The sequence below is a fragment of the Streptomyces sp. NPDC054796 genome (assembly GCF_053611545.1).
On record NZ_JBSHAO010000022.1, the window covers coordinates 120,919 to 141,955 of the forward strand.

Genomic DNA, 21,037 nt, shown 5'->3' on the forward strand with positions numbered 1-21,037 from the left:
GCCGCCGGGAGCGAGCCACTGGCACCGGGCCGCCGGGACCGTCAGGTGGCCGGCACCTCCGGGCCGGGCCCGGCCCGGGGCCCCGCTCACGTCCCGGATTCCGCGCTCCTCGACTCCATCCAGGCGGCGATCGCCTCCCATGTCCGGCTCAGCATGTCGGGAAGCATGAGGTCGGTGTGCCGGCAGGGCAGGCCGACCGCTGACACCGAGCCGCGAACGTGGGGTTCCCAACGCCATAGTTGCGAGTCGCGCGGTTCGCTGTCCTCCGCGCCCTCGGTACTCTCGGCGCCCTCGGCGACGATGACCAGCATGTCGCCGTGGAAGACACCGGCCTCGTGGCGCTTTCGCAGCGTGGTGTTGTTGCGGAAGATCTTCATGATGAGGAGCAGTTCCTCCTCGGTGATTCCGTCGATGATGTCGCCGATCTCCCCTCGGACCCGCGCCGCGTCCTCCCGCAACCGCGTCTCGGGATCGCGTTCGGCCCCCTCGGGCCCCACGTCCTCGGGAGGCCGGACGGCCTCGTCTCCCCTGTGCTGGTCCGGGTAGGTGTCCATGACGACGAGCGCGGCGACGGTCTCGCCCGCCTGCTGGAGGCGAACGGCCACCTCGTGGACGGGAATACCGCCGAACGAGAACCCCACGAGGTGGTAGGGGCCGTGCGGCTGGATGGTCCGGATCTGTTCGACGTAGTCCGACGCCATGTCGTCGATGCTGCTCGGCAGTGTGCCGCTGCCGTCCATTCCGGCGGCCTGTAGCCCGTACAGCGGAATGCCGTCGGGTACGTAGCGTGCCAGCGGCCGGTAGCACCAGCTCAGACCGGAGGCGGGGTGGACGAAGAAGAACGGCGGCCGGTCTCCCTCGGCCCGGATGGGCAGGACCCTGCCGAGCGAGTCGCTCATCGACGCCAGGTTGAGCTGGCGGACGATGCCGGTGACGGTCGGCGCGGCGAACACGTTCCGCACCGTGGTCGAGATGCCCTGCTCCCGCAACCGCGTGACGAGGGTCACCGCCAGCAGGGAGTGGCCGCCGAGCCGGAAGAAGTCGTCGGCGAAGCCGACCTCGTCGACCCCGAGGACGTCGGCGAACACGTCGCTGACGACGTACTCCAGGCTCGTGGCGAGGTTCCTCTTCTCGTCCGCGCCGGTCGCTCCCGCGGTGTAGTCGGGGGCGGGCAGCGCTTTGCGGTCGAGTTTGCCGTTGGCGGTCAGCGGCAGTTCCGGCAGTGTGACGCACGCGGCCGGCACCATGTGCTCCGGCAACCGCTGGCCGACGAACTCCCGCAGGCCATCCGGCTCATCGCCGTCGACGGACACCACGTAGGCGACCAGGCGCTTGTCACCGGGGGTGTCCTCACGCGCGATGACCGCGGCCTGCGCCACCTCCGGGTGCGCGGACAGGACGGCTCCGATCTCACCGGGCTCGATGCGGAACCCACGGATCTTGATCTGCTCGTCCGCCCGGCCCACGAAGACCAACTGCCCATCCGCACGCCACCTGGCCACATCCCCGGTGCGGTACATCCGCTCGCCACCGGCCCCGTACGGGCAGGCGACGAACCGCTCACCCGTCTGCGACGGACGACCGAGGTAGCCGCGGGCCAGACCGGCGCCCGCGACGTACAGCTCGCCCGTGACGCCGACCGGCACCGGCTGGAGTGTCTCGTCCAGTACGAAGAAGCGGGTGTTGGCGATCGGCGTACCGATCGGCACCACCCCGCCGCCGACCGTCTTCGGCGTGAGTTCGGCCGTGGCAACACCGATCGTGGTCTCCGTCGGACCGTAGTGGTTGAACACCCGCCGGCCGCCGGCCGCGGCCGTCTCCACCAGCTCCTGAACCCAGCCGGGCGACCCGGCCTCGCCACCCAGCACGAGGGAACGTGCAGGCAGCAACGCCTCCACACCGGCCGCGGCCGTCAACGCCCGCAGATGCGACGGCACCGCCTTCAACGCGTCGATGTTCTGCTCGGTCACATACCTGGCAACCGCCTCCGGATCAGTCACCGACTCCTCATCCAGCACATGCAACTCACCACCCGTCGCCAGACTGGTGAACACCACCGTGTTGCCCAGGTCCGTCACCTGGGCCTGCAACAGCGCATACCGCGCCCCGGCCGCGGTCCAGCCGAGTCGCCCGGAGACCGACGCCACGTAGTTGGCCAGCGATCCGTGCGTGACCGCCACTCCCTTCGGCGTCCCCGTCGAACCGGAGGTGTAGATCACATACGCCAGTCCCGCCCGGTCCACCGCCATCTCGTCGGGCTCATCAGGCGAAGCGCCCGCGTAGCTCTCGAGCTGGGCGACGGTCGCGGGGTCGTCGAGGGCGATCGTCCGAACCCGGTCGGGCGAACATTCAGTCAGGGCCTCCTGGGTGCCAATGAGCAGCTGCGCGCGGCTGTCAGCCAGCAGATACGCCACCCGCTCGGCCGGCAACGCGCCATCGACCGGCACATACGCCGCCCCCGCCTTCCACACCGCCAGGATCGCCGTGATCATCCCCGCACCACGCGGCAGACACAGCCCCACCACCGACTCACGGCCCACACCCGCAGCACGCAGACAGCACGCCAGTCGGTTGGCCGCCGCGTCCAGTTCGCCGTATGTCAGACGCTCCCCGTCGGCGACCACGGCCACCGCATCCGGGACGGCACCCACCTGCCGCTCGAACAGGTCCACCACCGACGAACCTGCCACATCCGACGCGGTGTCGTTCCACTCCACCAGCATCCGGTCCCGCTCTCCGGGATCCAGCACGTCCACCGCTGACACAGCCACATCGGGGGAGGCCGCCACCTGCTCCAGCACCCGGCCGAACCACTCGGCCATACGTCCCGCCGCAGGCGCGTCGAACAGATCCGCCGCCACCGTCACCGAGCCGTGCAAGCCGGCGGGTCGGCCGTTGCCGTCGAGTACCTCGATGAATCCGAAGTTCAGGTCGAACTTGGCCGAGGACGGTGTCGCTTCGCCGGACGCCCCTATGCCCGCGCCGCCACCCATGCCCGGCGTCTCCTGCGAGGCATCGTCGCTGGTCTGCATCGACAACAAGACCTGCGTCAGCGGGTGCCGTGCCATCGACCGCGTCGGCGCCAACTCTTCCACGAGGCGCTCGAACGGCACGTCCTGATGCGCCAACGCCCCCAGACTCGCCTCCCGCACCCGGCCCAGCACCTGCCGGAACTCCGGATCACCGGCGAGGTCGGTACGGATGACCAGCGTGTTGACGAAGAACCCCACCAGATCGTCCAGCGCCTCGTCCGTACGGCCCGCGATCGGCGACCCGATCGGAATGTCGGTGCCGGCACCCAGCCGCGACAGCGTCACCGCCAGCGCCGCCTGCAACACCATGAACGTCGTCACGCCCTCGGCACGGGCGAGGTCCACCAGTGGCTGATGCACCTCAGCCGGTATCCGCACCGGCACCCGGTGTCCCCGGTGGCTTGCCGTTGTCGGCCGCGGCCGGTCGCCCGGAAGCGCCAGCTCCTCCGGAGCGCCGGCCAGCGCCTGCCGCCAGTATCCGACCTGCCGCGACAGCAGGCTGTCCGGATCGGACTCCTCGCCCAGCAACTCGCGCTGCCAGAGGGCGTAGTCGGCGTACTGCACCGGCAGCGGCTCCCAGTCCGGGACCTGGCCGCGCCGCCGCGCCGCATAGGCCGTGGCGACATCCCGGCTCAGCGGCCCCATCGACCATCCGTCACCGGCGATGTGGTGCATGACGACCATCAGGAGCTGCTCGTCCGGCCCGGCGTGGAACAGCCACGCCCGGATCGGCAGCTCGCTCGACAGATCGAACGCGTACTGCGACGCCTCCCGCACGGCATCCGCCATCCCGTCCCGTTCGAGCTGGCGGACCTGGAGCTCCCAGTCCAGGTCGTGCGGGTCGAGGATCTGCTGGTACGGCTTGCCGTCCTGGGCGGGGAACACCGTACGCAGCGACTCGTGCCGCTCGATCACATCCCGCAGCGCCTGCGTCAGCGACGCGGCGTCCACGTCACCGGGCAGACGGATCGGCGTCGGGATGTTGTACGTCGGGCTCGGGCCTTCGAGCTGGGCCAGGAACCAGAGCCGCTGCTGGGCGAACGACAACGGCACCCGCTCCGGACGTACCCGCGCCCGCAGCGGGGTACGGGCCTGCCCCGTGTCCTCCGTCAGCAGGGCCGCCAGTCCGGCCACGGTCGGGGCCTCGAACAACGCCCGGACCCTGACCTCCACGCCCAGCACCGCGCGGATCCGCGAGATCAGCCGGACGGCGAGGAGGGAGTGGCCGCCGAGCTGGAAGAAGTTGTCGTCGGCCCTGACCGACTCCACGCCGAGGATGTCGGCGAAGGCCGCGCACAGGATCTCCTCCTGGACCGTCGCCGGTGCGCGCCCAGTGCCGGTGGTGTACTTCGGCGCCGGGAGGGCCTTGCGGTCCAGCTTGCCGTTGACCGTCAGTGGCAGCTGCGGGAGCGTGACGAACGCGGCCGGGACCATGTACTCCGGCAGCCGCCCGGCCACGAGGGCCCGCAGGGAGTCACTGTCGAGATCGCCGGTGCCGACGTCGGCGTCGGCGCCGGTGTTGGTGCCGGTGCCGGTGGGGACGACGTAAGCGACGAGCCGCGTCTCTCCGGGGGTGTCCTCGCGGACGACGACGGCGGCCTGTGCGACATGGGCGTGTGCCGACAGCACCGCTTCGATCTCGCCCGGTTCGATGCGGAACCCGCGGATCTTCACCTGCTCGTCGGCGCGCCCGACGAAGAGCAGTTCGCCGTCCGGGGTCCACTTGACCAGGTCCCCGGTGCGGTACATCCGCTCGCCACCGGCCCCGTACGGGCAGGCAACGAAGCGCTCGCTGGTCAGCCGCGGGCGGCCCACGTAGCCGCGCGCCAACCCGGCACCGGCGATATACAGCTCACCGGCCACGCCGACCGGCACCGGCTGAAGTCCGGTGTCGAGCACGTACAGGCGGGTGTTGGGGATCGGGCGGCCGAACGGCACCGCACCCGGACGGCCGGCGTCCACGGTCCCGGCCGCCGCGATGACCGTCCCCTCGGTCGGACCGTAGGCATTGACCAGTTCACGCCCCTGCGACCAGGTGCGTGCCACCGTCCCGCTGACCGCTTCCCCGCCCACCAGCAGCGTGCCGACCTGGGCGAGATTCTGCGGATCCAGCACCTCCAGGAGCGGCGGCGCCATGAGACCCGTCCGGACACCCTCCAGCTCCGCAAGCCGCTGCGGCTCTTGACGCTGCTCCTCGCTGGCGATCCACAACGTGGCACCCGAGGACAGCGCCACCACCACGTCCAGTACGGAGGCGTCGAAGCTGAACGAGGCGAACTGCAACACCCCCACACCCGGCCTCGCGCCCATCACCGGAACGAACGCGGACATCAAGTTCGCCATCGAGCCGTGCGAGATGCCCACGCCCTTCGGCATGCCCGTCGAGCCCGATGTGAAGATCACATACGCCAGCGAGGCCGGGGCGATAGCCACCAGCGGTGCCGCACCGGAAGAGCCAGCCGACTCCTCCAACTCCTCCACACCAACAACGACCCCCACCCCGGCGTCGGCGAGCATGAACTCCACCCGCTCGGGCGGCAGCGCCGCGTCGACCGGCAGATACGCCGCCCCGGCCTTCCACACCCCAAGAATCCCCACCACCATCTGCGGACCGCGCGGCAGCCGCAGCCCCACCACCGACTCCCCACCCACACCCCGGCCACGAAGCCAATTCGCCAACCGATTCGCCGCCACATCCAACTCGCCGTACGACAGCCCCACACCCTCAAACACCACCGCAGCCGAATCGGGAGACTCGGCCACCCGCTCCGCAAACAACTCCGGCACCGTCACGGAGTCCACCAGCACAGCCGTGTCATTCCACTGCCGCACCACCACATCGCGCTCCCGCGAACCGACCACGTCCACCTGACGCAGCCGCAGCCCGGGGAACGCGGTCACGGACTCCAGTACGCGGCCGAACCACACCGCCATCCGCTGGGCGGTCTCCGCCTCGAACACATCCGCGGACGCCACCAGCGCACCCCGCAGCCCCGCCGGACGCCCCTCCTCGTCAACCACCTCCGACAACGACATCTCAAGGTCGAACTTCGACACCGCCGTCGAGCTGTCCAGCCGCACACCCTCAGCATCCGCGTCGACCAGCCCCAGCGCGGCGCGCTCGACGTTCTGCACCGTCAGCATCACCTGGAACAGCGGGTGCCGCGCCAACGACCGCTCCGGCGCCAGCTCCTCCACCAGCCGCTCGAACGGCACGTCCTGATGCGCCAACGCCCCCAGACTCGCATCCCGGACCCGGCCCAGCACCTGCCGGAACTCCGGATCACCGGACAGATCCGTGCGGATGACCAGCGTGTTGACGAAGAACCCAACCAGGTCGTCCAGTGCCTCATCGGTCCGTCCCGCGATCGGCGCCCCGATCGGGATGTCCGTACCCGCTCCGAGTCGGGACAGCGTCACGGCCAGGGCCGCCTGCGCCACCATGAACACCGTCGCGCCCTCGGCGCGGGCAAGACCGATCAGCCGCTCGTGCACCGCCGCCGGCACTCGAACCCGTACCGCGTGACCGACCCGACCGGTCACCGCAGGGCGGGGCCGGTCCACCGGCAGCACCAACTCCTCCGGAACACCGGCCAGCGCCTGCCGCCAGTAATCCACCTGCTGCGACAGCAGACTCTCCGGATCCGACGCCTCACCCAGCAGCTCCCGCTGCCACACCGCGTAATCCGCGTACTGCACCGGCAACGCCTCGAACACCGGAGCCTCACCACGTCGCCGCGCCGCATACGCCCGAGAGACATCCTCGGTCAGGGGACCGCGCGACCAGCCGTCGGAAGCGATGTGGTGCACGACCACGAGCAGCACGTGCTCATCCGGCCCTGCCTGGAACAACCACGCCTTGATAGGCAGCTCCGTCGACAGGTCGAACGTGTACCGCGACCCCTCGGCCACCGCCTCCGCAACACGCTCGGGGGCAACCTGCGACACCTCCAGCTCCCACGAGAGCTCGTCCGGGTGGAGGATCCGCTGGTAGGACTCGCCGTCCACGGCCGGGAACATCGTCCGGAGCGATTCGTGCCGCACGATCACGTCCCGCAACGCCGACCCCAACGCGTCGACGTTCACCTCACGCATACGGATCGGAATGGGGATGTTGTAGGTGGGGCTGGGGCCCTCCAACTGGGCCAGGAACCACAACCGCCGCTGCGCGAACGACAACGGCACCCGCTCCGGACGCACCCCCGCCCGCAACGGCGGACGAGCCCGCCCTGCGCGGTCGGCCAGCTCGCCCGCCAACGCAGCAACCGTCGGGGCCTCGAACAGAGCCCGGACCTCGACCTCCACCCCCAGCACAACCCGGATCCGCGACACCAGCCGCACCGCCAACAGCGAATGCCCGCCCAGATCGAAGAAGCTGTCGTCGACGCCGACGGACTCCAGGCCCAGAATCTCGGCAAACGCCCCACACAACGCCACCTCCACCGACGTCGCCGGGGCGCGCCCCGTGCCGGTGGCGTACTCGGGCGCGGGCAGTGCCTTGCGGTCGAGCTTACCGCTGACCGTCAACGGCAACTCCGGCAACGAGACAACCGCCGCCGGGACCATGTGGTCGGGCAACCGCGCCCCGACGAACTCCCGCAGACCGTCCGGCTCACTCCCATCCGGCGCGACGACGTAGGCGACCAGGCGCTTCTCCCCGGGGGTGTCCTCGCGGGCGACGACTGCCGCCTGGAGCACGTCCGGGTGGGTCAGCAGGGCAGCTTCGATCTCCCCGGGCTCGATACGGAACCCACGGATCTTCACCTGCTCATCAGCCCGGCCCGCGAACACCAACTGCCCATCGCACGTCCACTTCACCAGGTCCCCGGTGCGATACATCCGCTCACCGGCGCCGAAGGGGGAGGCCACGAAGCGTTCGCCCGTCAGCCCTGGACGGCCCACATACCCTCGCGCCAGTCCCGCACCGGCGACATACAGCTCACCGGTCACCCCCACCGGCACCGGCTGAAGGGCATCGTCAAGCACATACATACGAGTGTTGGCGATCGGGGTACCGACCGGCACCACACCACCAGCCACCAACTCCGGAGTCAGCTCGACGGTGGCGACGCCGATGGTCGTCTCCGTCGGCCCGTAGTGGTTGAACACCCGCCGACCCCCACCAGCAGCCGCCTCCACCAGCTCCCGCACCCAGTCGGCCGATGCCGCCTCGCCACCCAGCACGAGAGAGCGCCCCGGCAGCAGAGGCTCGATACCCGCCACGGATGTCAACGCCCGCAGATGCGACGGCACCACCTTCAACGCGTCGATGTTCTGCTCGGTCACATACCTGGCAACCGCCTCCGGGTCGGTCACCGACTCCTCATCCAGCACATGCAACTCACCGCCAGTGGCCAGGCTGGTGAACACCGTCGTGTTGCCCAGATCCGTCACCTGCGCCTGCAACAGCGCATACCGCGCCCCCGGAACCGTCCACCCCAACCGCTCAGACACCGAACACACGTAATTCGCCAACGCCCCGTGCGTGACCGCCACACCCTTCGGCACCCCCGTCGAACCCGACGTATAGATCACATACGCCAACCCCGCCGACTCCACCGCCACCTCCACCTCAGGTGACGCATCCGCGTACCCCTCCAGCAGCATGACCGTCGCCGGATCGTCCACCGCGATCATCCGCACCCGACCCACCGGCAGATCATCCAACGTATCCCGCGAACCCAGCACCACCCGCGCACAACTGTCACCCAGCAGATACGCCACCCGCTCCGTCGACAACGCACCATCCAACGGCACATACGCCGCCCCCGCCTTCCACACCGCCAACATCGCCGTGACCATCTCCACACCCCGCGGCAGACACAAACCCACCACCGACTCACGCCCCACACCCACATCACGCAGATAACACGCCAACCGACCAGCAGCCGCCCCCAACTCCCCAAACGTCAACGACCCACCACCAGCAACCACCGCCACCCCACCCGGATCCACCACCACCCGCCGCTCAAACAACTCCACCACCGACGAACCGCCCACCACCGACGCCGTGTCGTTCCACCCCACCAACACCCGATCCCGCTCACCGGCATCCAGCACATCCACCCCAGACAACCGCACCCCCGGAGTCTCGGTCACCGTCGTGAGCACCTGCACGAGCCAGTCGGCCATCCGCCCGGCCGTCGGCTCGTCGAACAGGTCCGCCGCGACCGTCACCGCCCCCCGCAGACCCGCCGGCCTGCCCTCGGTGTCAAACACCTCTCCCAGGGACACCCACAGGTCGAACTTCACCAACGCGGCCGTGTCGGCCGACCCCAGACCTGTGCCGCTGCCGGTGCGGACGCCGGGCATGTCCAGTGACGCGTTGCCGCTGGTCTGCATGGTCAGCACGACCTGCGCCAACGGATGCCGCGCCATGGAGCGGGACGGCGCCAGCTCCTCCACCAGCCGCTCGAACGGCACATCCTGATGCGCGAACGCCCCCAGACTCGCCTCCCGCACCCGGCTCAGCACCTGCCGGAACTCCGGATCACCCGACAGATCCGTACGGATCACCAACGTGTTCAGGAAGAACCCGACCAGATCATTGAGCGCATCATCCGTACGACCCGCGATCGGCGACCCGATCGGAATATCGCTACCAGCCCCCAGCCGCGACACCGTCACCGCCAATGCCGCCTGCAACACCATGAACGTCGTCACACCCTCGGCACGGGCGAGGTTCACCAGCCGCTGGTGTGCCTCGGCGGGAATGCGCAGCGGCGCCCGGTAACCGACGTGGCTGGCGACAGCCGGTCGCGGGTGGTCGGTCGGCAGCGTCAGTTCCTCCGGCGCACCGGCGAGCGTCCGCCGCCAGAACTCCACCTGCCGCGACAGCAGACTGTCCGGATCCGTGTCGTCGCCCAGCAACTCCCGCTGCCACAACGCGTAATCCGCGTACTGCACCGGCAACGCCTCGAACACCGGAACCTCACCACGCAACCGCGCCGCATACGCCGCCGACAGATCCCGGCTCAACGGCCCCATCGACCACCCGTCACCAGCAATATGGTGCAACAGCACCAAAAGCACCTGCTCATCCACTCCGGCCTGGAACAACCACACCCGGATCGGCAGCTCAGACGACAGGTCGAACGTGTACCGCGACGCCCGGCTGATGGCTTCGCCCAGCTCTTCGGGTTCCACCTGAGCGACTTCAAGGTCCCATTCGAGTCTGTCCGGGTCGAGAATCTGCTGGTAGGGCTCGCCGTCCACGGCGGGGAACACCGTCCGCAGCGACTCGTGCCGCGTGATCACGTCCCGCAGCGCCGCACCCAACGCGTCGACGTCGACGCCGCTCACACGGATCGGTGTAGGGATGTTGTAGGTGGGGCTGGGGCCCTCCAACTGGGCCAGGAACCACAGCCGCCGCTGCGCGAACGACAACGGCACCCGCTCAGGACGCACCCCCGCCCGCAACGGCAGCCGGGCCCGGTCCGCCTCTGGACCGGCGAGGCGCGCGGCCACCTCCGCTACCGTCGGGGCCTCGAACAGCGACCGCAGCGGCAGCTCAGCTCCGAGGACGGAGCGGATTCGCGCCGTCAGCCGGACCGCGAGCAGCGAGTGCCCGCCCAGGGCGAAGAAGCTGTCGTCCACCCCGACCGACTCCACGCCCAGGACCTCCGCGAACACCGCACACAGGATCTCCTCCTCCGGCGTCGCCGGGCCCCGGCCTGCTCCGGTGGCGTACTCCGGTGCGGGGAGCGCCTTGCGGTCGAGCTTGCCGTTCGCCGTCAGCGGGAACTCCGCCAGCTCCACCAATGCGGTCGGCACCATGTACACCGGCAACCGCGAGGCGACGTAGGCATGCAGGGCCTCGGCGTCGAGACCGGCTGTTTCTCCGACGACGTAGGCGACGAGCCGCCTGTCGGCCGGTATGTGTGCGCGGGCGATCACCACGGCCTGCCGGACATCGGCATGGGTGAGCAGCGCGGCCTCGATCTCGCCGGGCTCGATGCGGAACCCGCGGATCTTCACCTGATCGTCGGCACGTCCGGCGAAGCACAGCTCCCCGTCCGGGCGCCACTTCACCAGGTCCCCGGTCCGGTACATCCGCTCCCCGGCACCCGTCGCGAAGGGGCAGGCCACGAACCGCTCACCCGTCAACCCCGCACGACCCACATAGCCGCGCGCCACGCCCGCACCGGCCACGTACAACTCGCCGGTGACGCCCACGGGTACGGGCTGGAGGGTGTCGTCCAGCACATACAGACGGGTGTTGGCGAGTGGTGTGCCGATCGGCGGCTCGTCGCCAACCGCGAGGGGGGCCGACATCGACGCACACACCGTGCACTCCGTCGGACCGTACGCGTTGAGCATCCGGCGGCCCGGGGCCCACTGCCTGACCAAGCCCGGATCCAGCGCCTCGCCACCCACCACCAGCGTCCGCACGGATGCCAGGTCTTCCGCGCCGAGCGCGCCGAGCGCGGCGGCCGGCAGAGCCACGTCCGTCACCCCGTGGCGCGCCACGACCTCCGCGAGTCCGCCGCCCGGCAGCAGTTCGTCCGCCGGAGCCGTCACCAGGGTGGCTCCCGTGCCCAGCGCCATCAGCACATCCCCCACGGCGACATCGAAGCCGGCCGCGACGAACTGCAACACCCGCGAGTCCTGTCCCACGGCCATACGGTCGCGCTGCGCCGCCACGAGGTTCACCGCGCCACGGTGTGTGACCGCCACGCCCTTTGGTGTGCCCGTCGAGCCGGACGTGTAGATGACGTACGCCAGTCCCGCCGGGGCGGGGGACACCTCTGGCGCGGTGTCCGGGGCCTCCGACGATCGACGCAGGTCTTCCGGGCCGACGACGACGTCCGCTCCCGCGTCGGCGAGCATGAACTCCACCCGCGCGGGCGGCAGCGCCGCGTCGACCGGCAGGTACGCCGCCCCCGCCTTCCACACGCCCATGATCCCGACGATCATCTCTGGAGCGCGCGGCAGCCGGACGCCCACGACTGACTCCGGTCCCACACCCCGGCTGCGCAGGTGGTTCGCCAGCCGGTTGGCCGCCACGTCCAGTTCGGCGTACGACAGCTCCTCGCCGTCCCCCACCGCTGCTACCGCCTCCGGAGCGGCTGCCACCCACTGCCCGAACAACTCCACGATCGAAGAGAACGGCACGTCGAGCGCGGAGTCGTTCCACTGCCGAAGCAGCACGTCCTGCTCATTCGCTGCGAGCACGTCCATCTGACGCAGCCGCAACCCGGGGTTCGCGGTGCCCGTCTCGAGCACTCGGGCGAGCCAGTTCGCCATCCGCTCGGCTGTCTCCGCCTCGAACAGGTCCGCCGACGCAGTGAGCGCGCCACGGAGCCCGACCGGGCGCCCCTCGTCGTCGAGCACCTCGGACAGCATCACCTCGAGGTCGAGCTTCGCCGTCACCCTGGCCGCGCCGCCGACCACCGTCTGTCCGGAATCGGCCCGGGTGGTCCCGGCCGACTCGGCGGCCGCACGTTCCACGCTCTGTACATCCACCGTCACCTGGAACAGCGGGTGCCGCGCCATGGAGCGGGACGGTGACAGCTCCTCCACCAGCCGCTCGAACGGCACATCCTGATGTGCCAGGGCGTCCAGACCGGCTTCCCGCACCCGCGCCAGGACCTGCCGGAACTCCGGGTCACCGGACAGGTCCGAACGGATCACCAGCGTGTTGACGAAGAACCCGACCAGGTCGTCCAACGCCTCATCGGTGCGACCGGCCACCGCCGAACCGATCAAGATATCGGTACCGGCACCGAGCCGCGACAGCAGCACCGCCAACGCGGCCTGCACCACCATGAACGTCGTCACACCCTCGGCCCGCGCCAGCGCCACCAGCCGCCCATGCACCTCGTCCGGTATGCGCATCGGCACCCGGTGACCGACGTGGCTCGCCACAGCCGGTCGCGGACGGTCGGCCGGCAGTGCCAACTCCTCCGGGGCACCGGCAAGCGTCCGCCGCCAGTGCTCCACCTGCTGGGACAGCAGACTCTCCGGGTCCGAGTCGTCGCCCAGCAACTCGCGCTGCCACAAGGCGTAGTCGGCGTACTGCACCGGCAGCGGCTCCCAGTCCGGGACCTGGCCGCGCCGCCGCGCCTCATACGCCGTCAACAGATCGCGCCTCAGCGGCCCCATCGACCAGCCGTCGGAGGCAATGTGGTGCATGACGACATGAAGCAACTGCCCGTCCGAACCGTCCCGGAACAGCCATGCCTTAATGGGCAGTTCGTTGGCGAGCTCGAACGTGTACTGCGACGCCCGCCCCACGGCATCCGCCACACCGTCGGGCGCGACCTGGGAAACCTCCAGTTCCCAGGTGACATCGCTCGGATCCACGATCCGCTGGTAGGGCTCGCCGTCCACGGCGGGGAACACCGTGCGCAGCGACTCGTGCCGCGCGATCACGTCACGGAACGCCAGCTCAAGCGCAGCGGCGTCGACGTCTCCGTTCAGCGGGTGCGGCACGGTGATGTTGTACGTCGCGTTCGGCCCCTGGAGCTGGTCGATGAACCACAGTCGGCGCTGCGCGAACGAGAGCGGGACCCGCTCCGGCCGTACGTCCGCTCGCAATGGCGTACGCGCCTGCCCCGTGCCGTCGGCCAGATGCGCCGCCAGGCCCGCGGGCGTCGGCGACTCGAACAACGCCCGGACCCCGACCTCCACACCCAGCAGCGCACGCACCCTCGATATCAGCCGGACGGCGAGGAGGGAGTGGCCGCCGAGCTGGAAGAAGTTGTCATCGACCCCAACCGACTCCACGCCGAGCACGTCGGCGAAGGCCGCGCAGAGGATCTCTTCCTGGGCAGTGGCCGGTGCGCGTCCGGATCCGGTGGTGTACTCGGGGGCGGGCAGCGCGCGGCGGTCGAGCTTGCCGTTGGTGGTCAGCGGCAGCTCCGGCAGCGTGACGAACGCTGCCGGGACCATGTACTCCGGCAACCGCGAGGCGACCAGTTCCCGGATTCCTTCCGGCTCCCGGCCGTTGGGGACCACGTAGGCCACCAGCGCATCCTCGCGGGCGATCACCGCGGCCTGCGTCACGTTCGGATCGGTCAGCAGGGCGGCCTCGACCTCGCCCGGCTCGATACGGAACCCGCGGATCTTGACCTGCTGATCCGCACGGCCGGCGAACACCAACTGCCCGTCCGACGTCCACCTGGCCAGGTCGCCGGTGCGGTACATCCGCTCACCACCGGAGCCGAAGGGGCAGGCCACGAACCGCTCGCCCGTCAACGACGGACGACCCACATAGCCACGCGCCAGGCCCGCACCGGCAACGTAGAGCTCACCGGCCACCCCGACGGGCATCGGCTGAAGGGTGTCGTCGAGCACGAACATGCGGGTGTTGGCGATCGGGCCGCCGAACGGCACCGTGCCCGGACGGCTCCCGTCGACCGTGCCGATCGCCGAGATGACCGTCGCCTCGGTCGGACCGTAGGCATGCACCAGCCGACGTCCATCCGACCAGCGCCGCGCCACGCTCTCGCTGACCGCCTCCGACCCCACCACCATCGCACCCACCTGCGCGAGATCCTGCGGTTCCAGCACCTCCAGCAACGACGGCACCACGCTCGCCGCCCCCACACCCTCCAGCTCCGCAAGCCGCCGCGGCTCCCGACGCTGCCCCTCACTGGCGACCCACAACGTGGCACCCGACGACAACGCCACACACACATCCAGCACAGAGGCGTCGAAGCTGAAGGAGGCGAACTGCAACAGCCCCACACCCGGCCCCGCACCCATCACCGGAGCGAACACCGACACCAAATTCGCCACCGAAGCGTGCGAGACCCCGACACCCTTCGGCCGCCCCGTCGAACCCGACGTATAGATCACATACGCCAGCGAAGCCGGATCCAGCACCACCTCCGGTGCCGCGCCGGAAGAGCCAGCCGACTCCTCCAACTCCTCCACACCAACAACGACCCCCACACCGGCGTCGGCAAGCATGAACGCCACCCGCTCGGACGGCAGCCCAGCATCCACCGGCAGATACGCCGCCCCCGCCTTCCACACCCCCACAACCCCCACCACCATCTCCGGGCCACGAGGCAGGGCCAGCCCCACCACCGACTCACGGCCCACACCCCGACCACGAAGCCAATTCGCCAACCGATTCGCCGCCACATCCAACTCGCCGTACGACAGCCCCACACCCTCAAACACCACCGCAGCCGAATCGGGAGCCTCCACCACCCGCTCCGCAAACAACTCCAGCACCGTCACGGAGTCCACCAACACAGCCGTGTCGTTCCACTGCCGCACCACCACATCGCGCTCTTGAGGCTCTAGCAGGTTCAGGGTGTCGAGCCGCACGTCGGGACTTCCGCCCAGCGCGGTGTCCAGCGCCTTGAGCACGCTTTCCACCGCTGTACGCATCAGGTGGGTGACCGTGGCCGCGTCGATCGGCTTCACGGCCTCGACGCCTATGCTGAGTTTCTCCGGACCGAGATCATTGACTGCCACGGTGAGCGGATAGTTGGTCCGTTCCCGCCGGGAGAGATGCTGGATGCCCTCGACCTGGCGGTCTCTGGGCGCATCGGCCTTTTGAGCACCGTGCCGGTAGTTGAACAGCGAGGTGAAGAGGGGCATGTCGCCTGCGACAGAGCTCGCCCGCTGAGCCATCGCCAGCGGCGCATGCTCGTGCTCCAGCAGCGCCGCCAGTTGCTCCCGCATCTCCTCTACTGCTGCGCGCACCCCGACACCAGCGGTCCGCACCCGCACCGGCAACGTGTTCATGAACGGGCCCAGCGCCCGGTCGGCGCCCGCCCCCGCGTTCATCCGGCCGAACAACACGGTGCCGAAGACCACGTCATCCCGGCCGGCGAGGGTGGCCAGAACTCGCGCCCACGCCACATGCAGCACGGTCGCCGGGCTGACCCCCAGCTCCCGCGCCACCCGTCGCAGGGCCGCGACCTGCTCGTCGGACAGAGACACCTGATCAGCTACGACATCGGTGCCGTCGCCCTGGACGCCGAGCAGCCCGTAGGGTGCGGTCGGCTCGGTCACATCTCCCAGGATGTCGGCAAAGAAATGCTCGTGCTCCTCGCGCGGCACCGCCCGCGTCTGCGCGACGAAGTTGCGGAACGGCAACGTCGGCGATGTGTCCACGACCTCACCGGACAGCACGGCTCGCAGTTCACCCAAGAGCACGTCCATGCCGAGGTGGTCCTGGACCATGTGGTGCATGCGGACGACGGCCAGCCAGCGACCCTCCACGACCTCGGCCACGTGCACATCCATCAACGGTGCTCGGCCCAGGTTCATCATCGAGCCGGCCAGGGCCATCAGGTCCTCGGCCCAACGAGTCGGTTCCGTGCCCTCGGCCTCCAGGGTGTGTGCGACGACCGGGAGTTCCGCCTGCCGCCACACCACCTGTACGGGCTCGCACAGCCCTTCCCACACCACACCCGTGCGGTAGATGTCGTGCCGGTCGACGACCTGCTGCAACGCCCGCACGAACTCGTCCAGCCGGGCGCGGGAGTCGAACTCCACAACGCGCGCGGTGAGATACACGTCCCCGCCGTCGCCGGCCATGAGGTGGTGGAAGAACATGCCTTCCTGCAACGGCGCCAGCGGATACACATCCGCTACGTTCGGCGCCCCGCCGTCGACCGAGGCCACGACCTGGTCGATCTCGGTCTGCGACAACTCCACCAGCGGCAACATCTCCGGTGTGATCCGCTCGGCGTCTGCGGGGATCAGGTTCTCCGGCACCTCAAGCGTCCCGACGTCAGCCGTCCGCGCCAAACCCGCTGGCGTCGGCGACTCGAACAGGGCGCGTACCGATACGGCTACGCCTCGCTCTCGCAGTCGTTCGACCAGGGAGATCGCCAGCAGCGAGTGGCCGCCGAGTGCGAAGAAGTCGTCGTCGACTCCGACCGCTTCCACGCCCAGCACCTCTGCGAAGGCCACGCACAGGATCTCCTCGCGCACCGTCGCCGGGCCGCGGCCCGCGCCTGCGGTGTACTGCGGTGCCGGCAGTGCGCGGCGGTCGAGCTTGCCGTTGGCCGTCAGCGGCAGCTCCGGCAGCGTGACGAAGGCAGCCGGGACCATGTACTCCGGCAATCGGCCGCCCACGAACGCACGCAGGTCGTCGAAGTCAACACCGTCGGTGTCGGCCGGGACGACGTAGGCCACCAACCGCTTGTCGCCCGGGGTGTCCTCGCGCACGACCACAGCGGCCTGCGCGACATCCGCACGCGCCGACAAGGCGGTCTCGATCTCCCCGGGCTCGATGCGGAACCCGCGGATCTTCACCTGCTCATCCACCCGGCCGAGGAAGGCGAGCTGTCCCTCCGGGGTCCACTTCACCCGGTCCCCGGTCCGGTACATCCGCTCCCCGGCACCCGTCGCGAAGGGGCAGGCCACGAACCGCTCACCCGTCAGCGACGGACGGCCGTTGTAGCCGCGCGCCACCCCGGAACCGGCGATGTACAACTCGCCCGTCACCCCGACCGGCACCGGCTGTAGCCCGGCGTCCAGCACATACAGCCGCGTGTTGGCGATCGGCCGGCCGATCAGCGGCTCGCCGACATGTCCGGGGTCGACGTGTGCCGACGTGGACCAGATCGTTGTCTCCGTCGGCCCGTACACGTTCACCACACCGGCTGCCGCCTGAGCCAGTCGGGCCGCGAGGTCCGCGGGCAGCGCCTCGCCACCGACCAGCACCCGCACCCCGGCCAGATCCACCCGGCCACCGGCCAGCACCGACCGCCACAGAGTCGGTGTGGCCTGGATGACGCTCGCCCCGGTCTCTTCGACCGTACGGCCGAAGGCCACCTGGTCGTAGACAAGTTCCTTGGCCGCCACCGCCACCGCCGCCCCCTGTGTCAGCGGCAAGAACAGCTCCAGACCGGCGATGTCGAACCCCACCGTGGTCAGCGCCAGCAGCCGGTCACCACGTTCCAACCCCAGCTCCTGCTGCATCCCCAGCAGCAGATTCAGCAGTGCCGATCGCGAAACCACCACACCCTTGGGCCGCCCAGTGGAGCCGGAAGTGTAGATGACATACATGGGGTGGTCGCCCGCCACTGGCGCCCAGCGGTCCGCGTCCGTCACATTCGCCGCCGAACACGCCCCGATCGCGGCGGCCGTGTCGGCATCGTCCACAAGCGTCAAGGTGCCGATGGACGGCACCAGCTCCGCCAGGTGCGAGGAGGAGAGCACCGCCACCGGCGCGGTCTCCGCGAGCATGAACTCCAGCCGCTCGGCCGGATAGTCCGTGTCCAGCGGCAGATAGGCCGCACCCGACTTCGCCACCGCCAGCAACGCCACCAGCAGATCCGCCGTACGAGGCAGGGCCACGGCCACGTACCGCTCCGGCCCCGCCCCCCGCGCGATCAGCCACCGCGCCAACCGGTTCGCCCGCTCGTTCAGCTCCGCGTAAGAGACCTCTTGGCCGACGGCCACCACCGCGACCGCGACCGCGTCAGGATGAGTCGCCGCCCACCCCTCGAATCGCTCCACCAAACCCACGTCGGGCAAGGCCACGGCAGTGTCGTTCCACTGCTCGATCACACGGTTCCGTTCGGCTGTATCGAGCACGTCCACCGCATGCAGCGCAATGTCCGGAGCGGTGGTGACCGTCTCCAGTACGCGCATGAACCAGTCCGCGATCCTGGTGGCCGTCTGCGGCTCGAAGAGGTCTGCGGCCATGGTCATCCCGCCGCCCACACCCGCCGGCCGGCCCTGGTCGTCGAAGGCTTCGTGCAGCGACACGTCCACGTCGAAGCGCGCGGCACTCCCTGCGCCCTGGAAGGGCTCCGCGTGGACCTGGGGCAGATCCAGCGTCGCGGACTCCAGATTCCGGAACGTCAGCATCACCTGGAACAGGGGGTGGCGGGCCAGGGAGCGGGACGGTGTCAGTTCCTCGACGAGACGCTCGAACGGCATGTCCTGGTGGGCGAACGCCCCCAGGCTCGCCTCTCGCACCCGTGCCAGGGTCTGCCGGAACTCCGGGTCGCCGGAGAGGTCGCTGCGGATGACGAGCGTGTTGATGAACAGCCCGACGAGGTCGTCCAGTGCCTCATCCGTGCGCCCTGCGATGGGTGAGCCGATCGGGATGTCCGTTCCCGCTCCGAGTCGGGACAGGGTCACGGCCAGGGCCGCCTGCGCCACCATGAACACCGTCACGCCCTCGGCACGGGCCAGGTCCACCATTCGCTGGTGCACCTCGGCGGGTATCCGCACCGGCACCCGATGACCGACGTGGCTGGCCACCACCGGACGCGGCCGGTCACTGGGCAGCGATAACTCCTCCGGGGCACCGGCCAGCGCCTGCCGCCAGTACTCCACCTGCTGCGACAGCAGACTGTCCGGGTCGGATTCCTCGCCGAGCAGCTCCCGCTGCCACACCGCGTAGTCGGCGTACTGCACCGGCAGCGGCTCCCACACTGGTGCTTCTCCGCGCAGCCGCGCCTCATAAGCGGTGGAGACGTCCCTGGCGAGAGGAGCCCGCGACCACCCGTCGAAAGCGATGTGGTGGACCACCAGCACCAGCACCTGCTCGTCCGAGCCCGCCTGGAACAGCCACGCCTTGATCGGCAGCTCCGCGGACAGGTCGAACGCGTGCTTCGCGGCCTGTGCTGCGGCAGTTCTCAGCGCACCGGGCTCCACGTCGGTCACCGTGACGTGCCAGTCCAGCTCGTCGGGGTCGAGGATGTGCTGGTAGGGCTGGCCGTCGGCGCTCGGGAAGACCGTCCGCAGCGATTCGTGCCGCACGATCACATCACGCAATGCTTGTTCCAGCACCGCACCGTCCACACCATGCATGCGGATCGGGGTGGGAATGTTGTAGGTGGGGCTGGGTCCTTCGAGTTGGGCCAGGAACCACAGCCGCTGCTGCGCGAACGACAACGGCACCCGCTCCGGACGCACCGCGGCCCGCAACGGCATCCGCGCCTGGTCCGCGCTGTCGGCCAGCCTGCCCGCCAACGCGGCCACCGTCGGTGCCTCGAACAGCGTGCGGACCTCGACCTCCACCCCCAGCACGACCCGGATCCGCGACACCAACCGCACCGCCAGCAGCGAATGCCCACCCAGAGTGAAGAAGTTGTCCTCCACCCCCACCGATGCGAGGCCGAGAGTGTCGGCGAACGCCCCACACAGCATCTCCTCCTGCACGGTCGCCGGCGCACGGCCTGCCCCGGTGACATACTCCGGCGTCGGCAGCGCCCTGCGGTCCAGCTTGCCGTTGGCCGTCAGCGGAAACTCCGGCAACGTCACGAACGCCGCCGGGACCATATACTCCGGCAACCGGCCCCCCACGAACGCACGCAGCTCATCGAAGTCGAGGCCATCGGTGTCAGCAGCCACGACGTAGCCGACCAGGCGCTTGTCGCCCGGGGTGTCCTCGCGGGCGATCACCACAGCCTGCGTCACCGCCGGGTGCGCGGACAGAACGGCCTCGATCTCACCCGGCTCGATCCGGAAGCCGCGGATCTTCACCTGCTCATCCACACGACCGGCGAACACCAACTGCCCATCGCACGTCCACTTCACCAGATCCCCGGTCCGATACATCCGCTCACCGGAACCCGGACCGTACGGGCAGGCCACGAACCGCTCACCCGTCAGTCCTGGGCGGCCCACGTATCCGCGCGCCAGCCCCGCACCGGCCACATACAGCTCACCGGCCACACCCACGGGGACCGGCCGCAGCGCCTCATCGAGCACATACAGCCGAGTATTGGCGATCGGACCACCAATCGACGGGTCGTCACCGGGCGCGAGCGGCACCGACATCGACGCACACACCGTGCACTCCGTCGGACCATACGCATTGATCAACCGCCGCCCCTCAGCCCACCGCTCCACCAACCCCGCATCCAACGCCTCCCCCGCCGACACCAACGTCGTCACCGGGGCGAGGTCATCATCACCCAACGCCCCCAACACCACCGGCGGCAACGTCGCATGCGTCACCCCCCGCTCCACCACCAACTCCGCCAGACCACCCCCCGGCAACACCCCCTCGGCCGACGCCATCACCAGCGTCGCCCCCGCACACAACGTCACCCACACCTCCGACACCGCCG

At 69.8% G+C, this 21,037-nt stretch carries 1 protein-coding gene; it reads right to left on the reverse strand.

What is annotated here, in order from left to right; genetic code table 11:
* Positions 1-86: 86 nt before the first annotated feature.
* Positions 87-20,987: a non-ribosomal peptide synthase/polyketide synthase gene (locus ACWGJ2_RS20150; RefSeq protein ID WP_453347496.1), complete on the reverse strand. Its 20,901-nt coding sequence runs from the start codon at positions 20,985-20,987 to the stop codon at positions 87-89.
* Positions 20,988-21,037: the final 50 nt, after the last annotated feature.

Excerpts from the sequence above, each read along its gene's own strand:
- ACWGJ2_RS20150 (WP_453347496.1), bottom strand. The coding sequence starts at position 20,987 with ATGGCGTCGGCCGAGGGGGTGTTGCCGGGGGGTGGTCTGGCGGAGTTG.